Raw genomic sequence first — 19,057 nt, forward strand, 5'->3', positions numbered from 1 at the left:
GCACCCCCGATCACGCGGCGAGCGGGTAACTTCCGACGGGGTCGGGTACGGCCTGCCCGGTCTCCCCGTGAATCCGGGCGACCTCCTCGTCGACGGTCGTGTCGTCCCAATCCGGGTGCAGGGTGCGCACCTTCGTGTCGGTGGAAACGGCCTGCGCCTGCGAGAGCAGGGACAGGGTTTGCGCGGTGCTGCCCGGGTCTTCCGCGACTCCGTCGCCGATGTCGACCGCGGGTCGCTCGTTGGCGTTCTGCGTGCCGAACTGCGCCCGGTCGACGGCGAGCAGCACACGCAGAATCTCGGCAATCGCACGTCGCCAGTAACGGGCCTTCTTGCCCCTGGTCACCATCGACCGATGGTCTCGGGCGGCGATCTCCGTTGCGGTGACGGCGGCCCCCTCTCCGTCGAGGCCGACGGACGATGGGGAGTAACCGGCGGCGGTCGTGGCCTGTCGCACGATCGACTCGGCGGTCGTGCGGTGCTCTTCGACACGGATTGCGAACTGACTCAAGGTGATGCCGTTGCCCTGCTCGGTGGGCGGGATGGCGAGGGTCTGCCACACTTCCCGGTCGTCGTCGAATGACGCTCCCTTGCCCGGGCCGTTGTTGCGCAGGTACCCGTCGGGAACGATCAGCCGTGCACGGGCGAGGCGAATGTCGCGTAGCCACGATGACCATGTCTCGTCGAGGGCGTCGAGCAGGTCGTGCACCCCCTGCAAGTCGCTGCGTCCCCATGGGGCGCCGCGGTGCTTCCTGTTGGGTCCGATGTTCGGCACGTAGATGGCCGTGAGCATCGGCACGCCGGTCTCGATGGCGTCACCCTCGGCGCCGAGGGACGCGGCGAGGCCGGCCGTTTCTGTGTGCTCGGTGAGCGGCACGCGGCGGCCGAGCTGGTCGTCGGTCCCCTCGTACAGGCCGTGAAGGATGCGGCCCCGTTCGTGCCGTTCGAGGTGGCGCCATACAGCCGACCCCGTACCGGGCAGGGCCCGCCAGAATGTGACGGCGGTCATGATGCCGAACGTCCACTCGGGTACGGCCTGGTCGGGGTGAACGATGGTGAGCAGGGGCCGGTCGGAGGCAACGTTGCGATCCCACGTCACGCGCAGGAACACCCCGGACAGAGCCGCGGCCGTCTCTGCTGCGGTCAGCAGCAGCTCGGGCACGCCCCCATCGTCGAGCAGCTCGGTAAGGCGGTCCTGCGTCGAGGTGTCCGACACGGTGATAACGGGGGTGTCGGCGAAAAGCAGGTCGGCGGACGTCTGTGCAATCTCACCAGCAAGGGGGATGTGCAGCCGTTCCTCGCGCTTGCCCGGCTGACGGTGTCGCCCCCACAAGCGGCGGCGGCCGTCCTTCCGCTGCTGCGGCGCGTACCGGTAGACCTTGGCGAGGCGGTCGGCGTCACCGGAGTACCACGCGTCGTCGACCTTGATGTCGTCGTACAGGGGGGCGATGCTGCGCGGCGGCCACATCGTCCCGTTGTCGGGCAGGCTCACGTCGGCCCCCCCTCGTCCTCGACCTGGTCGAGGTGGTCGGCGGCGGTACGCAGCAGCTCGGCGACGGCGGCGGGGAGTTCCGCGGAGGCGTCCACGGTGACGGTGCCGATCTCAGCGGCGGTGCCTCCGACGCGAAGGTGCACGGGCAGGGTGATCATGCGGCGGCCTCCCTCGCGGTGATCAGGTGGCGCCATTCGTGCGCGGTGCTGTGCAGCACGTAGCGCAGGGCGTCGACGCTGTGGTCGGCGGTCTTGATGGGCTTGTCTTCGCCCTTGGCGGACGCCTTGGGGTCCCACGAGTAACCGGGGATCTCGCCGAGCAGGCCGGTACAGGACTCGTGTACGCGGAGCAGGCCGGCGGCGAGGGCCGACGACACGCTGCGGATTCCGGGCTTCACTTCGTTGTCGGCCCGGGTGACGCCGGGGTGTCCGTCGGCCCATAGCTGTGTCTGGAAAGAGGCGGCGCTCGGGTCGATGAACGTCCACTCGGGTTCGACGTGCTGTTTGTCGAGCCATGCGCGTACGGCTTCGCTGTACTGCGCATCGGTCATCTGCCGGTGTGCGGCCTTGCTGTCGTGGCGCCACTCCGAGACGACATACAGCCGGTCGTCGGCGCCGAGTCCGAGCACCAGGGCGGCGAACGGGTTTGTGGTCCCGTAATCCGCGGCCATCCAGTAGCGGAGCATCGGCGGCAGGGTGTCGACGACGTGCTGCTGCTCGTCCCACATGTCGAATACGGCGCCTTCGGCGACCACCCACGCCCCGTCGATCATGCGGCGGCGCCACAGACCGACGTACTCGGCGGTGAGATCGGAAACGTACTGCCGCGTAAGACTCGGGTTGTCGGCGAGCTTGAAATGCCAGTGACGCAGGTTGAGTTCGTGCGCCCGGTCGAGGTATCCGACCTTCAACCAGTGGCGGGGCGAGTCGGGGTTCGTCGTGGCGAGCAGGCGCGCGCCCGGGGTCGAGAGTCGGGCGAGTAGCTGCGTCCAGAACGATTCGGGAACGAGCGTCGCCTCGTCGACGTAGGCGAGCTGCGCCGTGAGTCCACGCAGGCGGCCCTCGGCGCGGACGTCGCTCGCACCGATCAGGTGCACGGTCCGCCCCAGGATGACGGCCGTGGTGGCGCCCCTGGTGTGGTGGATGTGGCGGGACAAAGCACCGAACAGAGCCGGGTCCTGCAACGGCTCGAACACATTTCTTTCGATCGTCTGTAGCGACCGGCCACAGATCAGGATGAGTCCCGACGGGCCGGCGGCGGCGACGGCGATCACGAACGCGAGCAGGCTCGCAACGGTCTTGCCCGACCTGACGCTGCCGTGCCACAGGTTGATGCGGGCGCGGGCGCGGCCGATGCTGCGCAGTTGCTTGCGGGAAAGGGGAAGTTCGACGCCGGGGGGCAGGCGCACGGCTCACCCCCCGTCGTCGGCCTCCTCGTCGTCGGCGAATGCGTCGGCGAGGGCTTCGCCGAGGGTGCCCAGCATCGAGCGGACGTCTTCGGCTCCCTGGCCTCCCTCGGCGGGGGCGAGCTTCAATGACTTGTCCACGGCTGTGGATACGGCGGCGAGGATCTGCCGTTGGTCGGCGAACGGCGGGCGGTCGAGGGCCTGGTCGTTCCAAAGGTTGTCTTTGCCTCCGAACGCGCCCACGGTGCATGGCGCGAACAGTTGCGCGTGCAGCCGCTCGGCGGATTCGTGCAGCCGCTCGGCGAACTGTGCGCGGCGGGCGGCGAGGTCGATACGGCGGGCGTCGGTCGCGGCGACCACTTCGGGCCCGCGCTCGAACGACAGGGGCGGTTCGCACTCGGCGGCGATCTTGGACACGGTCGAGCCGCTGCGCCCGATGGTGCGTGCGATGGCGTTGCGGCTCTTGCCCTCGGCGTGCAGCCGGCGGACCTGTTCGCGGTCCTGGTCGGTGATCGGTGTACGCACGGCGTCACCTCCCGGACATGGCGACGCCCCGTTGCCGGGGGGGGGTGGCAACGGGGCGAAGTAGAGGGGGTGTTTCCGGGCACGCCGGGGACGGCCCCATTAGATCACGGATTGATAACGGCGGCAACGCCTGTTCCGAGAGCCTGCTCGACGGCGACGCGCAGCTCGCTCCCCCGGGTCCTCTTGAGTCCGAGGGCGGCGCCGAGGGCCTCGGCCGTCGGCCGCTTACCGGTCGACCGGAGCAGGCGGCGGTACGCGGCGACGGCGTCGGGCGACACAACGGCGGCGGCAGACTGCACGGGCGTCGGTGCGTCGCTGGGGGCGTCGTCGTCGAGGTCGTCGTCGAGCGGCGAGAGGGTCGGGAGCGGCGGCGCGGTGAACACTGCGGCGAGAGGGAGCGGCGCCGGTGCGTCGGTCGGGGCGTCGGTGACGGCCTGGTGCTCCTCGACGGCGGCGACGGCGGCGGCGAGGTCGACCAGGGCAAGCGGCGGTTCGGCGGCGGCGGTGAGCGACGCGGCGGCCTGCTCGGCGCGGGTGACGGCGTCGGCGACGGTGCGGTCGGCGGTGTCGAGGGTGGCCTGCGCGGCGACGGCGGCGCTCTGTGCGGCGTCGGCGGCGGCCTGCGCCGTACGGGCGGCGGTGACGGCGTGCGCGACCGACGGGGCGACGTCCGCCGGGGTGACGGTGTCGGCGGTGGGCAGCATCCGTACGAGTAGTTCGGTGGCGACCAACTGCGCGACCGGCGGTACGACGGCAATAGCGACGCCTACGCCGGTCCCGTCGGAGTGCTCGACGTTGAACGCGAGGGACACGGCGGCGAACGCAACGACGGTTCCCCAGTAGGCCCGGGCCCGGCGGCCGGCGCGCTTGGCGGCGACCACTCCCACGGTGCCGACGACGGCGCCCCCGTCGACCAGGACGGCGAACATCCAACCGACGTCGGGGTCGACTCCGTGCTCGGCGGCGAGGGCGGTAAGGGCCTCGAACGACAGGCGGAACGCGAGGAACGCGAAAGCCGCGGTAGCCGCGACGGCGGCAACGATCGGCCCGCGCGAGGGGCTGCTCGTCGCAGGGTGGGCGTAGGTAGGGTGGTGCGTAGCCATGGCGGGGTTAGCTCCCGTGGTGGTTAGGGCCCGGTCGGTGATGTGCAGTCATCGGTCGGGCCTGCTGTGTTGGTGGGGTTACTGGTCTTCGTCGTCGTCCGGGTAGGGCCACAGGACCGTTCGCACGGCCTGCTCGTCGGGCTGCTCCTTGGCGGCGGCCGTCCAGATGAGCACGCGCAGGCGCGGCTCGGCGACTTCGTGGTCGGCGTGCTCCGGGTGCGCGGCGAGGTACTCCTCGATGGCGCGGTGTGCGATCACCTCGGGCTCGTTGATCGGGGCGACAACGTCGGCGGACTCGAACGGCTGCCACCCGGGCCCGGGCGCTCCGTCGCGGACGTCGAGGCGGTACTCGTACGCGGCGTTCGTACGCAACACGCGGTAGACGTACCCCTCGGAGCAACCGAATTCCTCGGCGATGTCCGGCACGGAGGCGCCGGCGACGTGGTGCGCGTTGTAGATGATCTCCGCTTTCCACGGGGCGTAGCGGTTCTCCCACTCACGGCGCGCGCGGCCGGCGGCGCGCAGGCGGTCGCGTGCGGTTTCTGCCTCCGTGCGGTGCTGCACGTTCCGCCGCAGGGCACCGTCTGCGGCTTCCTGCTGCCATTCGTCGAGCAGGTCGAGCACTCCGCGCAACACGGAAGCGGACAGGCCCGGGCGCGCGCTTGCGAGGCGTTCGGCGAGGTCGGCACGCAACTCGGCGACGGTCGGCTCGGTCGGTTCGGTGCTCATCTGCTGCTCTCTCTGGGACGGGCCCGCCCCCGCACGGTCGCGGGGGCGGGCGGAACGGTACCGCTGGTCAGGCAAACAATGCGCCCTGTTCGGCGTCGGCGGGCAGGGCGAGCAGCTCGGCGTCGGTCGGTGCGGCAGCGATCCATTCGCCGCGCCACGTTCCGTCGGCGCGCTCGGCCTGCTCGATCATGGCGAGGACGTCGTCGAGTTCGGCGATGCGGGCAACCTTGGCCTTGGCCTGTCGCCTGGTCTCGCGTGCGACCTCGACTTGCTCGGCCGTCGCCTCGAACTCGTGTCGGCGCTTCGGGTTTCCGTCGCACGCGGCGCCGTGCATCCTGCACCGGGGCGCCTCCTCGACGGCGGCCTGCTCGATGACGTCGGCCGCGGCCTCCTCGGCGTTGCACTCCTCGCACTCGTCGACCTGCTGCTCATTGTCGCGGTGGTCGGCGCACAACAGGTCCCATGTGTACGACGGGTCGGCGGGGGTCGAGTCGTCGTCCGCGGCGTTCCACTCGGCGGCCCTGTTGGCAGCCTGAACGGCGCAGTCGTACGCCTCGACGAGTAGTCCCTCGTCGTCGAATGCGCCGGCTTCTTGGTTCGACTGCTTCCGGTCACACGTCGCAATCGGGTTGCCCGAGACGTCCGGGCGAACGGCGATGTCGTGCCGGCACTTGGGTGCGGCCGGTTCGACGGCGGCCGGCGCGGCATCCTCGGCGGGACGGTGGGCGAACACGCACTGCGAGGAACGCGCCATCTTCTCGACGGTCCAACCTGCACGCTCCATCGTCCGTGCCGCATGGTCGAGGCTCGGCCCATACCAGCCGTCACGGCAGACGCTGCGGCCCTCTTCGATCCAGTACAGAGCGACGCGGCCATGCCCGCGGGGCTCGACCAGGTACCCGCGCACGCTCCGTTCGTCCTCCGCCGGGTCGCTTACGTCGTGGTGCTCGGTCATGAGTGCGGCTCTCGTCGAATCGAGGGCGACGCGGGCGGCGGCGACGTCGGGGTGCAAGGCGTTGCCCGGGGTGCTCCCCTGCGCCGTTCCGGCGTGCTCGACGACGGCACCCTCGACGACGACCGGCTCGACGGCGGCGCGGTCGGTGAAGAGTGCGCCCTGCTCGGTGTCGCGCTCGATGGGGAACAGGGTCTCGGCGTCCTCCTGCGCGCCGATCCACGCGCCGCGCCACGTTCCGTCGGCCGCGGCCTGCTCGGCGTCGGCCTGCTCGATGGTGTCGACCAGGTCGACCAGGGCGGCGGCGAGGGGGGACGCGTCGGCAAGGCGGCGGGCCTCGGCGCGCTTCTCGGCGGCACGGTGGCAGGGCGCGCACAGTTCGTGGCCCTTGCCGAACAGGGCGGCGGCGTCGCTGCCGTCGAGGTACTCCGTGAGGGCGCGACCGCACAGGGTTTCGTCGTTGCGCGGCGAGTAGTGCACGCGCTTGCCCTTGCCGACTACGGCGTACGTGACGCCGGCCTGCTCGGTGAATGTCTGCTGCTCCATGGGGTTAGCTCCCGTGGTTGTGGTGGGTGCCGGTGTGCAGCCGGCGGGGTGAACAACACCCACTGTACTAGGTTCTGAACTAGGTTCACAAGGGGTTCGGGCAAAGGGCCCGGGATCAATTCCGGGCCCTGCTCCGCGCGTTCGACTCACGCGGCCTGGGGGGTGTCGACGTCCGGGGCCGCAGGGGGGAGCAGTAGCGGCAGACAGGCCGGCCACTCCCATACGCGGCGGCCGTGGGCGTCGCGGCCAGTGTCCGCCTCGCACCGCTCGCCCGTGCAACAGGTGACGGTCGGCGGGTCGGCCGGGGCGGCGCGTACGACCAGGACGCCCCCGCAGGACGGGCACGGGGCGGGCAGGACGCGGCTCCCGGTGATGGTGTCCGCTGCAACGATGCGGGCGACGCGCTGCTCGCAGGCCCGGGCCACCCGTGCGGCTTCGTGCAGTAGGTGCTCGGGCAGGGTGGCGAATGGCGCGGATATCAGGGTGTCGCCGAGCAGCTCGGGTTCGGTGTCCTCGTTGAGCACTCGGGCCTCGACGAACACGCACGCCCAATGCAGTCCGTGCGCCCGGGAACCGACGGCCGTACGCGCGTCTCGGGCGCCGAGGGTCAGTGGGGCCCATCTGCGCGGGTCGTCGTCGGTGCCGTGCTGCACGGCGGCGGCGAGGGTGTCGGCGAGGTTGAACACCTGCCGCTCAACGAACCGGGCGGCGTCGAGGGCGTCGAGGTTCGCGGGCGCAGGATGCTGTCGCAGGGTGAGCGGCGCCCGGTCCTCGACCAGTAGGGCCCCCTCGTCGGCCCCGGTGTTCAGGAACGCGCGGGTTTCGGCCGGCGGCCACACGGTCGAGGTGGACGGCGTCTCGACGGCGGCGAGCAGGGCGCCCCACTGCTCCCGGATGGTGCGCAGGCGGGCGGCGGTACGGATGGCGACGGGGTGCTGCACGGTGTCTGTCTCCTCGACGGGGCGCGGCGGGTGCGGTGTTGCGGTGGGTCAGGTGGTGGCCTGGTTGGCGGCGAGGTCGTCGAGGGCGGTTGCGGCCTGACTGACTCCGGCGGCGGTGTCGTGGTCGTCTTCGTCGTACAGGGGGCCCCAGACGTGTACGCGAAGGTGTTGGGCTGCGGCGCGCAGGACGTCGGCCGCGTAGGCGTCGAGCTGCCGGTCGGCGGTTTCGGGAGTCATGTGGTTCGGGGTGGTCATGGCGCGGCGAATGGATGCACGGATGTCGTCAGTCATGGGGCCTGCTCTCGTTGGGCGCGTTCGTTCCGGGCGCGGCATGTAAGGCACCTGGCGGAACAGTCTTCATCGCGTGCGGGGCGAGGGGAGTTACGCGAGGGCCTGGTGCGCGATGACGTACGGGAGTTCAGCGGCGAGGGCCGACTCGGCGGCGAGGGCGCGGCGGCGGGCGCTGCGCCATGCGAGGCGGTACCGGGCGGCGGTTCGGGTGGCGTCCGGCACGGTGGCCCGGATGGCGTCGGGTAGGGCCGGCCAGTTGGGGGCGCCGCTCGCGTTCTGTGCGGCCACGCAGTAGGCGGCGAGGCGGGTTGTGAGGGCCTCGACGTCGTCGAGCTGCTCCCGGACGCGAGCGAGGGCGGCCTCGGCGCGCTGCTGCTCCCCGTGTGCTTCGCGTGCCTCGTGTGCCCACATGCTGAGGCTGCGGGTGCGTACGCCGAGCTGCTCGGCATAGGCCCGGGCCTGCTCCTCGGCCTGCCGCATGGCCTCTTCGGCGGCGGCGACGCGCTGCTGCTCCCGGCGTACCGCTGCCTGCTGTCCGCCGCACTCCCGGCGGTACCGGTCACCCTCGGCTGTCTCGGCGTCGACCAGGGCGCGCAGCAGCTCGGCCTCGGCCGGGACGGTGCGGGCGTACCGGGCGAGCAGGTTGTCGACCTGCGTACGGCGGTCGAGGCGGGCCTGCTCCCGTGCGGCGCGGGTGGTGCGGCTGTTCACTGGTCGGCCTTTCGTTCGGCGAGGACGGTACAGGTGGGACAGGTGGGGTCGCAGGCGCCGCGGGTGTCGGCCGGGTGGCGGCGTAGGGGGCCCGGGTCGCGGCGGCACGCCCAACGGCCCAGCGGTATGCCGGACGCGAGGACGACCAGGACCAGGACGACGGCGAGGGCGGTACTCATCGGGTCACGACGGCCGCACGCGGCACGTCGTAGAACGCGAGCAGCTCCCCCTCGACGACACGCAACTCGGCGTCGACGACGGGGCGGTCGGCCCGGGTGAGTTCGGCGCGCACAGTGTCGACCAGGGCGGCGACGTCGAGCAGGGACGCGGGGAGCGGCAGGGCGTGCTCGGTGCGGGTCAGGTGGACGGTGCGACGGGTCGGGCTGCTCACTGCTGCGCCTTTCGGTGGGGATGGGGCGGGTCCGGCGCCGTGGTGGCGCCGGACCGGTCGAGCGGGGGCTGCTACGCCTTGTGTGGGCCCTCGACTCCGCAGGTGGCGCAGATGAATCCGGCCGGCGGCCGGTCGTCGCACTGCGCGCAGACGTCGAGGGGGACAAGAAGGGTGGCGGGCTCGACGTCGAACAGGTCCGCCGCGGCTTCGATGTCGTCGGCCGTCCACGCACGGCCCCCGGAGCGTTCGAGGAAGTGCCAGGACTGCGCGGTCATGGTGCGGCCGGTGACGGTCTCCCATTCCTGTCCGGCCTGCCCCTGCGTCCAGCGGTTCCGGCGGCGCAGAATGCGGACGTTGGCACTGATCACGTCGGCGAGGGGGAGCGGCGAGGCAGCGAGGGTCTGCTCGGTCATGGTGTCCGGGTCCGTTCGGGAAGGTGCGGTAGGCGGGGAAGGGGCGCCGCCCCCTGCGCACGGGGGCGGCATCGACCGGTCGTGGGCGAGGGTCAGTACGGGGGCTCGTCTCCGTAGCCCTGCGCCGGGTGCTGCTGCTGCGCGTACTGGGGCTGCTGGGGCTGCTGGGGCCTCTGTGCGGGGCGCTGCTGCTGTCCGGTGTTCCACTGGTCACCGGTCGGCTGTTGGCGCTGCTGCGGGCTGCTGGTGGTTCCGCCGGTGGTCTTGGTGACGGTGGCGGTGGCGCGGAGGAGGGAGGGGCCGACGTCCTCGACGTCCAGCTCAAAGACCGTGCGCTTTACGCCCTCGCGGTCTTCGTAGCTGCGCTGCTTGAGTCGGCCCTGCACGATGACGCGGGATCCGCGGGCGAGGGACGCGGCGACGTTCTCGCCGAGGGTGCGCCACGCCGAGCAGGTCAGAAAGAGGCTGTCTCCGTCTTTCCACTCGTTCGCGGTCTTGTCGAACACGCGGGGGGTGGATGCGACGCGGAACGCTGCGACGGCTGCGCCGCTCGGCGTGTACCGCAGCTCGGGGTCGTCGACCAGGTTTCCTACAACGGTGATGACGGTTTCGCCGGACAACGGCTCTCCTCTTTCGAGCGTGAAACGAAAAGCTGCAAAACGGATCGTACGTGAAATGTAGCGGGCGTGCGTCGCCCTTGTCGTCCCGGTTGGGGAGGGGGTTACCGGATTCCGCGACCACCGACGACGTGCCTACAGGGGCGACGGCCGCGACTGTCGCGGCTGGTCGGGGCCTGCTTCATGAGTCGCTCGTACATGTCGTGGTCGTCGTCCTGGTCGTGCTTGACGGCCTGACGCTCGGCGACGGGGTGCTGCTCCTCGACGGCCGGGGTGGACGGCTCGGATGTGTCCGGTCGGTTCATGCGGCGGTCTCCTGGCGTTGCAGTTCGGCGGTGGCAAGGTCGAGGCGGGAGGGGTGCGGCGTAGCTCGGCGGGCGTTGCCCCGTGCGTCTCCGTCGAGACCCATACGGCGGTTACGGCAGGGTTCGCCGGCCGGGGCGTGGCACCACTCGCACCGGACGGCGAGCGGGTCGGGGCGGCCCTCGACGGCCGCGGCTTCCCGGGCGGCCCGGGTCGGCCGGAAACGGGAAAGCTCGGCGCGCACCTTCGGGGGGATCACGGAACCGATGGCACGCAGGCGGGCCTCGACCGCCGGGTCGACCGTGGCGCCGCTGGTGATGGCGCGCTGCTCGTTCGGGGGGCGCTGCCCGGTGAGAACGGCCTGCCGGGTACCGAGCAGCTCGGCCCGCCACGACTCGACGTCGTCGGGGTCGGCGGACGGCAGGGGGTCGGTGTGACGGGCGAGGCGGTCGGCGCTGTGCTTGTGCCACTGGCGTGCGACGTCCACGGGCAGGGCCGGGTACGGCGAGCTGACGGCGTGTGTCCGTACGGCGGTGCGGGCGTCCCACCCGGATTCGGTGTTCAGGGGGACGTCGCCGAGCAGCTCTTGCCACTGGTCGACCTGGTCGCGCAACTCTCCCGGGTCGGTGCGCCTGGTGCGGGGGTCGACGCGGCCCATGTAGGCGAGCAGTCCGGCTATTTCGCGGCGGTCCATGGGGGTGTTACTCCGTTCCGGTCGGGGCGTCGTCGAGCAGGGCGAGCAGGGCGGCGGTGTGGGCTTCGGCGCTGGTCATACCGGCCGCAGGCGAGGGGGCGGCGGGAGAGCCGCCGGGCAGGGCGTAGAGGTTCGGGCGGCCCGGGGCGGGGGTGCGCTCCCGGGTGATCCACGAACGCCAGTCAGCGGCCCATCCGGCGGCGGCACGGGGTGCGGCGGTATCCCGGTACGCGCGCCATTTCTCGTCGGCGGCGCGCAGGCCGTCCTCGCCGAGTCGGTCGAGGTGGCCCTCGCGCTGTACCCACGCGAGGGTGTCGTCGTCGACCTGCCACTCGGCGGCGGGGGAGAGAGCAGCAGCTCTCTTACCGTTCACCTTCGGTTCTCTTCTGTTCTGGGGGTCGGAATCCGGTCCCCCTCCGGGTCGGAATCCGGTCCCCCCCGGGGTCGGAATCCGGTCCCCCGGGTCGGAATCCGGTCCCCCTTCGGGCGGGTCGGCAGGGCCGGAATCCGGTCCCCCGGGGGTCGGAATCCGGTCCCCCTCGGCGGGCTGCTCGGCGAGGAATCGAGCGGCGGCGGGGAGGTGGTAGTACGTCTCTCCGCGGGGCCCCTTGCGGCCGGGGAGCAGCACAAGCTCGGGCCCGTCGAGCAGCTTGTCGAGGGCGTCGCGTACGGCCGTCCTCGACGCGTTGGCGCGCTTCATCAGGGCGGGGACGGACGCGTACGCCATGCAACGCCGGTCGACGCACCGGTCGGCGATAAGGGCGAGGACCATACGGGCGGTGCCCTTGCTGCTGCTGTGGTCCCACACCCATTCGCGGGCGTCGTAACTCATCGGGCGGTATCTCCTACAGGTCAAGGTCGAGGGCGAGTTGCTCGGCCTTTCGGGGGCGGCAGTCATACGGGGGGAGCAGGCCCGGGCGGTGCGGGTGGTGTCCGCGCGGCGGCCGGCGGTCGAGGGCGCACTCGACGACTTCGCGCGGTGTCATCCGTCGGCCGTCCGGCCGGGTGATGGCGAGGGGGTGCGGGGTCGGGTCGAGCAGGCTGCCCCCCGGCGTGCGGATCACGGGGAATCCGCACGCCGGGCAGGGAACGGTCGGCGGTATCAGGGCGGTCCGTCCTCGACGGCCCGGTGCTCGACGATGCGCGGCCGTGGGGGCGTTCCGGGCTCCGGCTTCCCGGCGAGGGCCGACGGGGTGTGGAGCGGGCACCGGGGCCCCTGGATGTACTGCCGGGCCCCGGGGATACGGCAGTACCGGCGGCGGTCGCCTATCCAGTGCGCGCACTTCACGCGGCGGCCCCCTCGACCAGGGCGAGGGCATCGACCTGCCCCGGACCGATGGCGGCCTGTCCCGCTTTCGGCTTGCGCCGGTGCGGCTTCCGCGGCGCGGTGGGCACGGTCTCGGGGTACGGCCGGTCTCCGCCCCCGATGCCGAGCTGCACGGCCGGCGGGGGGAGCAGCAGCGGCCACTCGACGCGGTCGAGGGCGGCCCGGTTCTTCGCCGGGACGTCGGCGAGGGGCTCGTCGAGCCAGTCGTGCCCCATGGCGAGCAGCACGTATGCGTCGGCCTGGTTGTCGTCGCGCAGGGCGACGCCGTACCGGGGGCCGACCGCCTCGACGACGGCCTGCTTTCCGGCGCGGCCGTCACCGGTCGCGTACTTTGCCCGGGCGGCCGGGGTGACAACGGCGACGGGGATGTCGCGTGCGGCGAGGCGGTCGACGACCAGCCACCACAATCCGGCGCGATCCCACGTTCCCGCCCCCTTCGACCCGTAGCTCGGGCCCTCGACGACGGCGAGGTCGCACGGGCCGACCGTGTCGAGGATCCGGTCGGCGAGGCGGTGCAGCCGCGTGCGACGCATCGCGTACGTGTCGGTCCGCTTGCCCTTGCTGCCGAGGGTCTGCGCCCAACCGGCGCCGGCGATACCGGCACCGGTCAGGGACAGGTCGAGTCCGCGAACAAGTCGACGGCTCACGCTGCGGCCTCGCTCTCGTCGGCCTGCGGCGCGGCGGCGGCCGTCGCGGCGGGCGGCGGCGGGGCGAGGGCGGGCAGGACGATCGGGGCGAGGATGCCGGATCGCCACGCGTCCGCGACCAGGTCGCGGCCGGCGCGCTTCACCTTGGTTGCCCGGGTGAAGTTCACGGAGTGCGTACGGGCGCGGCTCGGCTTGATCTCCACGCCGGGCACGTCGAACAGTTCGCCGCTCTCGGCGTCGTGCACCTGCGCCACACCTGCGGCCGTCATCTGTTCGAGCAGCAGCGTGACGAACCGCGGCTGCACACCCTTGTCCAAACGGGCGGGCACGGGCCGGACCAACTTGGTTATGGCCTCGCTCGGGAACGTCTTGTGTGCCCACTCGACGAACGCCTGCTCGTCGGTGATCTTCGCGGCCTTCTCGCCGCCGGACAGGCGGACGTCGCCCACCTTGGTCCCGTCCGGCAGGGTCGCCTCGAACTTCGTACCGCCCGTGGTGCGTTGCTGCTCGTCGAGCATCGCCTGCACGTCCGCGCGGGCGTCCTTGTACGCCTTGTCGACCTGGTCGAGCAGGGCCTTGAGGACGGCCTCTTTCGTCGTGGCGGCCTTGATCTGCGCCGGGGTGTACTTCGGTTCCTCGACGGCCTGCTCGGTGCTCTCCTCGACGCTCACGCGGCGGCCCCCTCGGCGGCGGCGCGCAGGTCGGCGGTGATGGCGCCGAGCTGCTCGACCGTGCACTCGGCGGCCGTGCAACCGGCCTCGGCCCGCGCGATGTCGTCGAGGTGCGACGGTTCGAGGGCGAGGGCCTTACCGGCGGCGAGCAGCTCGGCAAGGGCGACGGCGTGCTGCTGCCGGGCGGCGTCCGCTTCCGGGTCCGGGGCGGACGGGATGGACGGGACGGCCGTGGGGCGCGCGGGTCCGGGCTTCGGCGCGTCCGACTTGCGCGGCGCCTGCTGCTTCGGGGCCTGCTGCTGTGCGGCCTGCTCCTTCTGCTGCGCGATGGCGTCGAGCTGCGCGAGGTACTCGGGCGGGGCGCCCTCGGCGACGGCGGCGGCGCGCACCTGGTCGAACCGCTCGCGCGACTCGGCGGCCTGCGCGTCGGCGAGGTAGTCACGCGACGGGCCCGCCGGTCCGGCCTGCTGCTGGTCCGGCACGGCCCGGGGGCGCTGCTGCGGGGGTGCCTGCTGTGGCGAGGTCTCCCACGGTCCGCCCTCGGCCTGCTTGCTGCGCTGCACCTGCTGCTCGGCGGCCGGGGCCTGGTGCTCGACGGCGGGCGCCGGTTCGGGCTTCACCGGAGCGTCGTCGGGCACGGTGGGCACGTCGGCGTCGTCGGTCGGCTTCGGGTGCGCGGCCGACCAGATACCGACGGCCTGCCTGCTCCCGTCGTTGTAGAGCGACAGACCGAACGCGTCACCCAAGTTGTGCGCGCACCGCTTCAACGCCTGCGAAAGAGCGGTCTTCATGGCCATGTCGTGGGCGTCGCCGAGGGACGGCTGATTACGGCTGTCCCCCATGGCGGCATCGTCGTACGCGGTGAGCGTCCGGCCGTCGGTCGTCTTCACCGTGAGGCGCACCTGCGCCCGGTAGATGACGGTCCAGCGGCCGGGGTTGATCTCCCGTTCGGCCACGCAGACCAGTTCGAGCGTCTCGTCGGACCAGCCACCGAACCCGAACACTCGGTTGAGCCACCGGCGGACGTCCCACGCTTCGAGGTGCGACTGCCTGTTGAGGGTCTGCACGCGCGAGGGGTTGATCGGGGCAAGGAGGGTCGTGACCTGCTCGACGGTGAGATCGGCAGGGCCGGCGATGTCGGCGGGGGTGTTGCGGTGAAGGGGGAGGACGGTCACGCGGGGACTCCGTTCGTGCTGGGCAGGTCGAGGACGTCGAGCAGGTCCTCGCGGGCGCGGTCGAGGCCGGCGGCGGCGTTGTCGCGCCCGTAGTCGGTGGCGGCGGGGTAGTGCCGCATGTGGTCGGCGTGCGAACGGGCGGCGGCGAGGTCGAGCAGCAGGTGCTCGACCGTGGCCGGCTCGTCGGCGTACGCCTCGGCGAGGGCGTCGAGGACGGTCTCGGCGGTCACTGGATCGCCCCCGGGATGTCGAGGGCGTGCAACGTGAGTTCGCCACGGCGGACGTCGTAACGGTGCTCGTCGGTCGCCCAGTTGGCGGCAGGGAACGCGCGAGTCAGGGCGGCGTACGCGGCCCGGTGCGCGTCCGGCGTGGCGGGGAGCGGGCGGCCGAGGACGTCGGCGAGGTAGACGTGCGTGGCGATGCGCGGGCCGCGCGGTGGCGTCTCGACGTACACGGGCGTCGTCTGGACGGTCGCGGCGCCGGGGGCGACGCGGGAGACGGCGCGGGCGACCATGACGGCCCGTACGGCGAGGGCGGCACGGGGTGCGCGGATCATCGGGCGGCCTCCGTCGAGGGGCGGGCGGGTACGGTTCATGGGGTGACCTCTCGTGCTGGATACGGGTGGTCTCGCTCGCCGCCCCGGGTGCAACCGGGGCGGTTTTTTCATGGGTCAGGCCGCAGCGGCGGCCGGTGCGACGGGCTGCTGCTGGGTTCGCGCGGCGCGGTGCAGCCGGCGCAGGTGCAGCTCGATCTCGTCGGCCGTCCGCTCACTTCCGACGGCGGCCCGTTCGGCGGCCTGCCGGAGCGGCAGTGCGTCGCGGCGGGCGCGGGCGTGGTCGAGGATCCGGCGGGCGTCGGCGAGGGCCTGGTCGCGGGGAACGATGCGGCTCATGCGGCGGACTCCTCGTGAAGCAGGTCGGCCGGGGTGAGTCCGTAGGTCCGCTCGATGGCGGCGAGGCCGGCGGGGCTCGGCGCGTTGCGGCCTGTTGCCCACCGGTAGACGGCGAGGTACGGCACGCGCATGCGGCGTGCCATATCGGCGGGGGTCCGGTCGCCGGCGGCTTCCGCAGCGGCGAGCAGCGCGGCAGGTGCGTAGGACATGGATGTTCCTTTCACGAGAGAAACCGTGGGTGTTTCTCTCGTGCTTGAAACATAGCAGGTTCGTTTCACGCGTGAAACGTTCGGAGCAGTACAACCCCTTGGGTGGTCCGAGCGTCGTACGTAAAGGGGCCCAACCGGCACACCTGGGACGATGTCCTTAGCGGAGGGTGTTGCCCCGTTTACAGCGTGACAGGAGTGACGCGTGAGCCCTACACTCCACCTCGAAGGTTTGTTCGAAACTGAACGAACCTGGGTACGTCCTATGCCACGAAGGGGGGAGGCGGACTATGCCAATGCCCGGTACCACGTGTGCGTTCCTTTCATGCGCGATATGTTTCACGCATGACAGAAGCGGCTGCCCACACACCACAGACGTTCGCCAAGTGGTTGAAAGACCGGCTCCTCAAGCTCGGCTATCCCGAGCGAGGCGGACAGAACGCGTTCGCCAAAGCCTCCGGAATCAGCACCGCGACCGTGTCGCGACTCCTGCGAGCTGACGGCGTCCCCGAACTGCGCACCCTGGAACAACTGGCCCAAGGGCTAGGCGTCTCTCACGGCGAAATCCTCGTACGAGCCGGCGTCTCCACTCCGGAGAAGCTCGCCGGCGGTATCGACCGACCTATTAGCCCCCAGCCCATAACCGCCAAGCAGGCTGCGGCAGAGCTGGGGATCACAGACCCACAAGCCATCGCTGCGTTCGAGACCATGGTCGACGCCCTACGCGTCCCCAGGGAGGACGGACGCAGCGCAAGCGGATAGCGCAGAGAAAGGCCCTTCCCCCGATGACCAGCCGCGAGCAGCTCGCCGTCGTCGTTTCCCATGCAGTCTTCGCCACCGGCCTCGCAGTGCTCCTGTGCGGCGCCATCTTCTGGGACCGGCCATGGCTTGCGGACATCGGGGCGGGAACGATGCTCGCCGCCCTACCGCTCGTCACCCTCACGTGGGTACGGCGACAACAGCACATCGACGCCGACAAAGCCGAAATGCTCCGCCGGGAGGGGTACCGGCTCGGCCTCGAACATGCCCACCGGGGCCTGCTCAACCCGCCTCCGGTCATCGACGACGGGCCCGGCGCCCACACGGCGGAAGTAGCCACCGTGCACCGGCTGCACGCCGTGCCGTGCGCCCACCAGGCCGCGGACAAGCGGCGTGCCCAGCACCGTTAGCTCGCAAGGAAGGTGGCCACCATCCAGCCCCATGCGCTCCTGCGGGGGTAGCGCATCAGGCGCCCCAACAATCGTTCACCAGGGAGGGGAAAGAACCGTTGGCAACGAAAGCCCAACACATCACGTGGGAAGAGCTGGAAGCCGTCTTCCGAGACGTGCCCGAGCCGTTCCTGCGCGAACAAGTGCCGGCAACATTCTTCGCAGTGCCCGACGACCTGTCGAGTCTCGACCTAGAGCCGTACATCGGGTACGTCCGGGTCAGCACATGGCGAGAGGAGAAGATCAGCCCCGAACTCCAGAAGTCCGCCATAGACGAATGGGCCCGCAAGACCGGGCGCCGGATCATCGGGTGGATAGTCGACCTCGACGCCACCGGCCGGAACTTCAAGCGCAAGATCATGCGGGGCGTCGAGGGCATCGAAGCAGGCTTCGCCCGGGGCATCGCCGTATGGAAGTACAGCCGGTTCGGCCGCAACAGGACCGGCAACGCCATCAACCTCGCCAGGCTCGAATACGCAGGTGGGCGCCTCGAATCGGCAACCGAACCGATCGACGCCGGTACAGCGATCGGGGAGTTCCAACGCGAAATGATCTTCGCGTTCGGCAACTTCGAGAGCAACCGCGCCGGCGAGCAGTGGCGGGAGACGCACGAACACCGCCGGACCAAGGAACGCCTGCCCGCGACCGGCCGAAAGCGGTTCGGGTACGTCTGGCACCGCCGGTGGGACCCGCGCACCGAGACCCTTCAGAAGGAGCGGTATTCCTTCGACCTCGATTCCGCCGACATCCTGCTTGAGGCGTACGAGCGCAAGGTCTACAAGCGGGAGGGCTTCACCCGGATCTGCGCGTGGCTCAACTCCCTCGGCTTCCGCTCCATGGCAGGGAATCTCTGGGAGCAGTCCGCCCTACGGAAGTACATGGACTCAGGCTTTGCGGCCGGCTTCCTCCGCACACACGAGACGGACTGCAAGTGCGGCAACATCTCGACGTGCAAGCGATGGAACTTCTTGCCAGGCGCACAGCCGGCCATCATCGACGAGACCCTGTGGAGGGAGTACCTCGACCACCGGAAGCTCATCCGGGATCTTCCCCCCGGCGCACGGTCCGCGAGCTACGCGCTTTCGGGCCTGGTCCGACACGGTGAGTGCCGACGCGGCATGGCGTCCTTTACCGGGGGCACCAAGGGCAACGCCGTTTCCGGCTACGGCTACCGGTGCAACTTCTACATCAAGACCGGTGGCAGCGGTTGCCAGGGAGCGACCACCACGCGCAAACGCCTAGAACAGCACCTGCTCGACTGGCTCGCCGAAGAGGTTGCCGAGGGCGTAGACGCGGCGCAACCGGCAGAACAACGTCGACACGACGTCACAAAGGCCCGGCAACTCGCGGCCAAGGAACGGGAGCACCTTACGAAGAAGATCAAGAAGTTGGACGACGGCCTTGCCAACCTGCGCGCAGACCACGCCGTCAACCCCGACGAGTACCTGCCCGGGGAGTACGAGAAGGCACGCGACAAGATCCGTCAGGACAAGGCGGAGACGGAGCGGGCCCTAGAAGCCGTCGTCGAGGTCGAGGAGACACCACAGCAGGCCGACTACGCGCTGCTTGTCGTGGGGTTGCTCGACGAGTGGGACACGCTTCCCGCCAGCGACCGCAATTCGATCTTGCACAAGTTGATCCGTCGTGTCGCGATCTACCGGACCGACATCGGGCGAGGGAAGCGCAACAACTCGCGCTTTGAGATCCACCCTGTGTGGGCCCCGGACCCATGGGCGCCGGCCAAGGTGTCCCTGTTGAAGGCGCCCCAACTCGCCGTTGCTGCTTAACCTGAGTTTGTGTTTTAGAGGATTCGATACACGT

The 19,057-nt window shown here is 71.0% G+C and carries 28 protein-coding genes; 3 read left to right on the plus strand and 25 right to left on the minus strand.

Features of this window, described 5'->3' with window-relative positions; all coding sequences use genetic code 11:
- Positions 1–10: 10 nt before the first annotated feature.
- The 25 genes from ACIA73_RS39565 to ACIA73_RS39685 form a co-directional block, all read right to left on the minus strand.
- Complete coding sequence (locus tag ACIA73_RS39565) at positions 11–1,489, minus strand: phage portal protein (protein ID WP_399443834.1); 1,479 nt, start codon at positions 1,487–1,489, stop codon at positions 11–13.
- A complete protein-coding gene (locus ACIA73_RS39570) occupies positions 1,486–1,647 on the minus strand; it encodes a hypothetical protein (RefSeq protein WP_399443836.1) in 162 nt (53 codons plus the stop codon). Before ACIA73_RS39570 ends, ACIA73_RS39565 begins: the two co-directional genes overlap by 4 nt.
- Positions 1,644–2,897 (minus strand): PBSX family phage terminase large subunit, encoded by a 1,254-nt coding sequence (locus tag ACIA73_RS39575; protein WP_399443837.1) that lies wholly within the window; start codon positions 2,895–2,897, stop codon positions 1,644–1,646. Before ACIA73_RS39575 ends, ACIA73_RS39570 begins: the two co-directional genes overlap by 4 nt.
- A 3-nt stretch (positions 2,898–2,900) precedes the next feature.
- Entirely contained in the window at positions 2,901–3,419 is a 519-nt protein-coding gene (locus tag ACIA73_RS39580; RefSeq protein WP_399443838.1) for a helix-turn-helix domain-containing protein, read from the minus strand.
- A gap of 104 nt (positions 3,420–3,523) precedes the next feature.
- Positions 3,524–4,522: a DUF2637 domain-containing protein gene (locus ACIA73_RS39585; RefSeq protein WP_399443839.1), complete on the minus strand. Its 999-nt coding sequence runs from the start codon at positions 4,520–4,522 to the stop codon at positions 3,524–3,526.
- Between the two features lie 78 nt (positions 4,523–4,600).
- Positions 4,601–5,251, minus strand: coding sequence for a helix-turn-helix domain-containing protein (locus tag ACIA73_RS39590; RefSeq protein ID WP_399443840.1), 651 nt, complete (start codon positions 5,249–5,251; stop codon positions 4,601–4,603).
- 67 nt (positions 5,252–5,318) lie between these two features.
- Positions 5,319–6,749, minus strand: coding sequence for a hypothetical protein (locus ACIA73_RS39595; protein WP_399443841.1), 1,431 nt, complete (start codon positions 6,747–6,749; stop codon positions 5,319–5,321).
- A 146-nt stretch (positions 6,750–6,895) separates the two neighbouring features.
- Positions 6,896–7,690, minus strand: a complete 795-nt coding sequence (locus ACIA73_RS39600; protein ID WP_399443842.1) for a hypothetical protein — start codon at positions 7,688–7,690, stop codon at positions 6,896–6,898.
- Positions 7,691–7,738: 48 nt separating this feature from the next.
- The gene (locus ACIA73_RS39605; RefSeq protein ID WP_399443843.1) at positions 7,739–7,981 is read right to left on the minus strand and encodes a hypothetical protein; all 243 of its coding nucleotides are present in this window, start codon (positions 7,979–7,981) and stop codon (positions 7,739–7,741) included.
- 90 nt (positions 7,982–8,071) lie between these two features.
- Positions 8,072–8,692, minus strand: coding sequence for a hypothetical protein (locus tag ACIA73_RS39610; protein WP_399443844.1), 621 nt, complete (start codon positions 8,690–8,692; stop codon positions 8,072–8,074).
- Positions 8,689–8,871 (minus strand): hypothetical protein, encoded by a 183-nt coding sequence (locus ACIA73_RS39615; RefSeq protein WP_399443845.1) that lies wholly within the window; start codon positions 8,869–8,871, stop codon positions 8,689–8,691. Before ACIA73_RS39615 ends, ACIA73_RS39610 begins: the two co-directional genes overlap by 4 nt.
- Positions 8,868–9,083, minus strand: a complete 216-nt coding sequence (locus ACIA73_RS39620; protein ID WP_399443846.1) for a hypothetical protein — start codon at positions 9,081–9,083, stop codon at positions 8,868–8,870. The genes ACIA73_RS39615 and ACIA73_RS39620 overlap by 4 nt, the downstream gene beginning before the upstream one ends.
- A gap of 71 nt (positions 9,084–9,154) precedes the next feature.
- Entirely contained in the window at positions 9,155–9,496 is a 342-nt protein-coding gene (locus tag ACIA73_RS39625; RefSeq protein ID WP_399443847.1) for a hypothetical protein, read from the minus strand.
- A gap of 92 nt (positions 9,497–9,588) precedes the next feature.
- Entirely contained in the window at positions 9,589–10,116 is a 528-nt protein-coding gene (locus ACIA73_RS39630; RefSeq protein WP_399443848.1) for a single-stranded DNA-binding protein, read from the minus strand.
- Positions 10,117–10,217: 101 nt separating this feature from the next.
- Entirely contained in the window at positions 10,218–10,418 is a 201-nt protein-coding gene (locus ACIA73_RS39635) for a hypothetical protein (RefSeq protein WP_399443849.1), read from the minus strand.
- On the minus strand, positions 10,415–11,110 hold the full coding sequence (locus tag ACIA73_RS39640; RefSeq protein ID WP_399443850.1) for a hypothetical protein: 696 nt from the start codon (positions 11,108–11,110) through the stop codon (positions 10,415–10,417). The genes ACIA73_RS39635 and ACIA73_RS39640 overlap by 4 nt, the downstream gene beginning before the upstream one ends.
- Before the next feature lie 7 nt (positions 11,111–11,117).
- Positions 11,118–11,942 carry a helix-turn-helix domain-containing protein gene (locus tag ACIA73_RS39645; RefSeq protein WP_399443851.1) on the minus strand — a complete coding sequence of 275 codons (825 nt, stop codon included), beginning with the start codon at positions 11,940–11,942 and terminating at the stop codon, positions 11,118–11,120.
- A gap of 13 nt (positions 11,943–11,955) precedes the next feature.
- Positions 11,956–12,174, minus strand: a complete 219-nt coding sequence (locus ACIA73_RS39650; protein WP_399443852.1) for a hypothetical protein — start codon at positions 12,172–12,174, stop codon at positions 11,956–11,958.
- A gap of 220 nt (positions 12,175–12,394) precedes the next feature.
- Positions 12,395–13,084 carry a hypothetical protein gene (locus ACIA73_RS39655; protein ID WP_399443853.1) on the minus strand — a complete coding sequence of 230 codons (690 nt, stop codon included), beginning with the start codon at positions 13,082–13,084 and terminating at the stop codon, positions 12,395–12,397.
- The gene (locus ACIA73_RS39660) at positions 13,081–13,755 is read right to left on the minus strand and encodes a hypothetical protein (protein WP_399443854.1); all 675 of its coding nucleotides are present in this window, start codon (positions 13,753–13,755) and stop codon (positions 13,081–13,083) included. The genes ACIA73_RS39655 and ACIA73_RS39660 overlap by 4 nt, the downstream gene beginning before the upstream one ends.
- Positions 13,752–14,930, minus strand: a complete 1,179-nt coding sequence (locus ACIA73_RS39665; protein WP_399443855.1) for a Rad52/Rad22 family DNA repair protein — start codon at positions 14,928–14,930, stop codon at positions 13,752–13,754. Before ACIA73_RS39665 ends, ACIA73_RS39660 begins: the two co-directional genes overlap by 4 nt.
- The gene (locus tag ACIA73_RS39670; RefSeq protein ID WP_399443856.1) at positions 14,927–15,160 is read right to left on the minus strand and encodes a hypothetical protein; all 234 of its coding nucleotides are present in this window, start codon (positions 15,158–15,160) and stop codon (positions 14,927–14,929) included. The genes ACIA73_RS39665 and ACIA73_RS39670 overlap by 4 nt, the downstream gene beginning before the upstream one ends.
- Positions 15,157–15,525 (minus strand): hypothetical protein, encoded by a 369-nt coding sequence (locus tag ACIA73_RS39675; RefSeq protein ID WP_399443857.1) that lies wholly within the window; start codon positions 15,523–15,525, stop codon positions 15,157–15,159. The genes ACIA73_RS39670 and ACIA73_RS39675 overlap by 4 nt, the downstream gene beginning before the upstream one ends.
- 75 nt (positions 15,526–15,600) lie before the next feature.
- Positions 15,601–15,822 (minus strand): hypothetical protein, encoded by a 222-nt coding sequence (locus ACIA73_RS39680; RefSeq protein WP_399443858.1) that lies wholly within the window; start codon positions 15,820–15,822, stop codon positions 15,601–15,603.
- Positions 15,819–16,031: a helix-turn-helix domain-containing protein gene (locus tag ACIA73_RS39685; protein ID WP_399443859.1), complete on the minus strand. Its 213-nt coding sequence runs from the start codon at positions 16,029–16,031 to the stop codon at positions 15,819–15,821. Before ACIA73_RS39685 ends, ACIA73_RS39680 begins: the two co-directional genes overlap by 4 nt.
- A gap of 342 nt (positions 16,032–16,373) precedes the next feature.
- On the opposite strand from ACIA73_RS39685, the gene ACIA73_RS39690 reads away from it, so the two are divergent.
- From ACIA73_RS39690 to ACIA73_RS39700, 3 genes are all read left to right on the plus strand, one after another.
- Entirely contained in the window at positions 16,374–16,790 is a 417-nt protein-coding gene (locus tag ACIA73_RS39690; RefSeq protein WP_399443860.1) for a helix-turn-helix domain-containing protein, read from the plus strand.
- Positions 16,791–16,813: 23 nt separating this feature from the next.
- Entirely contained in the window at positions 16,814–17,197 is a 384-nt protein-coding gene (locus tag ACIA73_RS39695; RefSeq protein WP_399443861.1) for a hypothetical protein, read from the plus strand.
- A gap of 98 nt (positions 17,198–17,295) precedes the next feature.
- Positions 17,296–19,023 (plus strand): recombinase family protein, encoded by a 1,728-nt coding sequence (locus ACIA73_RS39700; RefSeq protein ID WP_399443862.1) that lies wholly within the window; start codon positions 17,296–17,298, stop codon positions 19,021–19,023.
- Positions 19,024–19,057: the final 34 nt, after the last annotated feature.

The sequence above is a fragment of the Streptomyces sp. NPDC051561 genome (assembly GCF_044454195.1).
Lineage (GTDB): Bacteria > Actinomycetota > Actinomycetes > Streptomycetales > Streptomycetaceae > Streptomyces.

Bases quoted from the DNA above. Each gene is read 5' to 3' on its own strand.
- ACIA73_RS39570 (WP_399443836.1), bottom strand. From the start codon at position 1,647: ATGATCACCCTGCCCGTGCACCTTCGCGTCGGAGGCACCGCCGCTGAG.
- ACIA73_RS39585 (WP_399443839.1), bottom strand. From the start codon at position 4,522: ATGGCTACGCACCACCCTACCTACGCCCACCCTGCGACGAGCAGCCCC.
- ACIA73_RS39590 (WP_399443840.1), bottom strand. From the start codon at position 5,251: ATGAGCACCGAACCGACCGAGCCGACCGTCGCCGAGTTGCGTGCCGAC.
- ACIA73_RS39595 (WP_399443841.1), bottom strand. From the start codon at position 6,749: ATGGAGCAGCAGACATTCACCGAGCAGGCCGGCGTCACGTACGCCGTA.
- ACIA73_RS39605 (WP_399443843.1), bottom strand. From the start codon at position 7,981: ATGACTGACGACATCCGTGCATCCATTCGCCGCGCCATGACCACCCCG.
- ACIA73_RS39615 (WP_399443845.1), bottom strand. From the start codon at position 8,871: ATGAGTACCGCCCTCGCCGTCGTCCTGGTCCTGGTCGTCCTCGCGTCC.
- ACIA73_RS39625 (WP_399443847.1), bottom strand. From the start codon at position 9,496: ATGACCGAGCAGACCCTCGCTGCCTCGCCGCTCCCCCTCGCCGACGTG.
- ACIA73_RS39635 (WP_399443849.1), bottom strand. From the start codon at position 10,418: ATGAACCGACCGGACACATCCGAGCCGTCCACCCCGGCCGTCGAGGAG.
- ACIA73_RS39640 (WP_399443850.1), bottom strand. From the start codon at position 11,110: ATGGACCGCCGCGAAATAGCCGGACTGCTCGCCTACATGGGCCGCGTC.
- ACIA73_RS39645 (WP_399443851.1), bottom strand. From the start codon at position 11,942: ATGAGTTACGACGCCCGCGAATGGGTGTGGGACCACAGCAGCAGCAAG.
- ACIA73_RS39675 (WP_399443857.1), bottom strand. From the start codon at position 15,525: ATGAACCGTACCCGCCCGCCCCTCGACGGAGGCCGCCCGATGATCCGC.
- ACIA73_RS39680 (WP_399443858.1), bottom strand. From the start codon at position 15,822: ATGAGCCGCATCGTTCCCCGCGACCAGGCCCTCGCCGACGCCCGCCGG.
- ACIA73_RS39685 (WP_399443859.1), bottom strand. From the start codon at position 16,031: ATGTCCTACGCACCTGCCGCGCTGCTCGCCGCTGCGGAAGCCGCCGGC.
- ACIA73_RS39690 (WP_399443860.1), top strand. From the start codon at position 16,374: ATGACAGAAGCGGCTGCCCACACACCACAGACGTTCGCCAAGTGGTTG.
- ACIA73_RS39695 (WP_399443861.1), top strand. From the start codon at position 16,814: ATGACCAGCCGCGAGCAGCTCGCCGTCGTCGTTTCCCATGCAGTCTTC.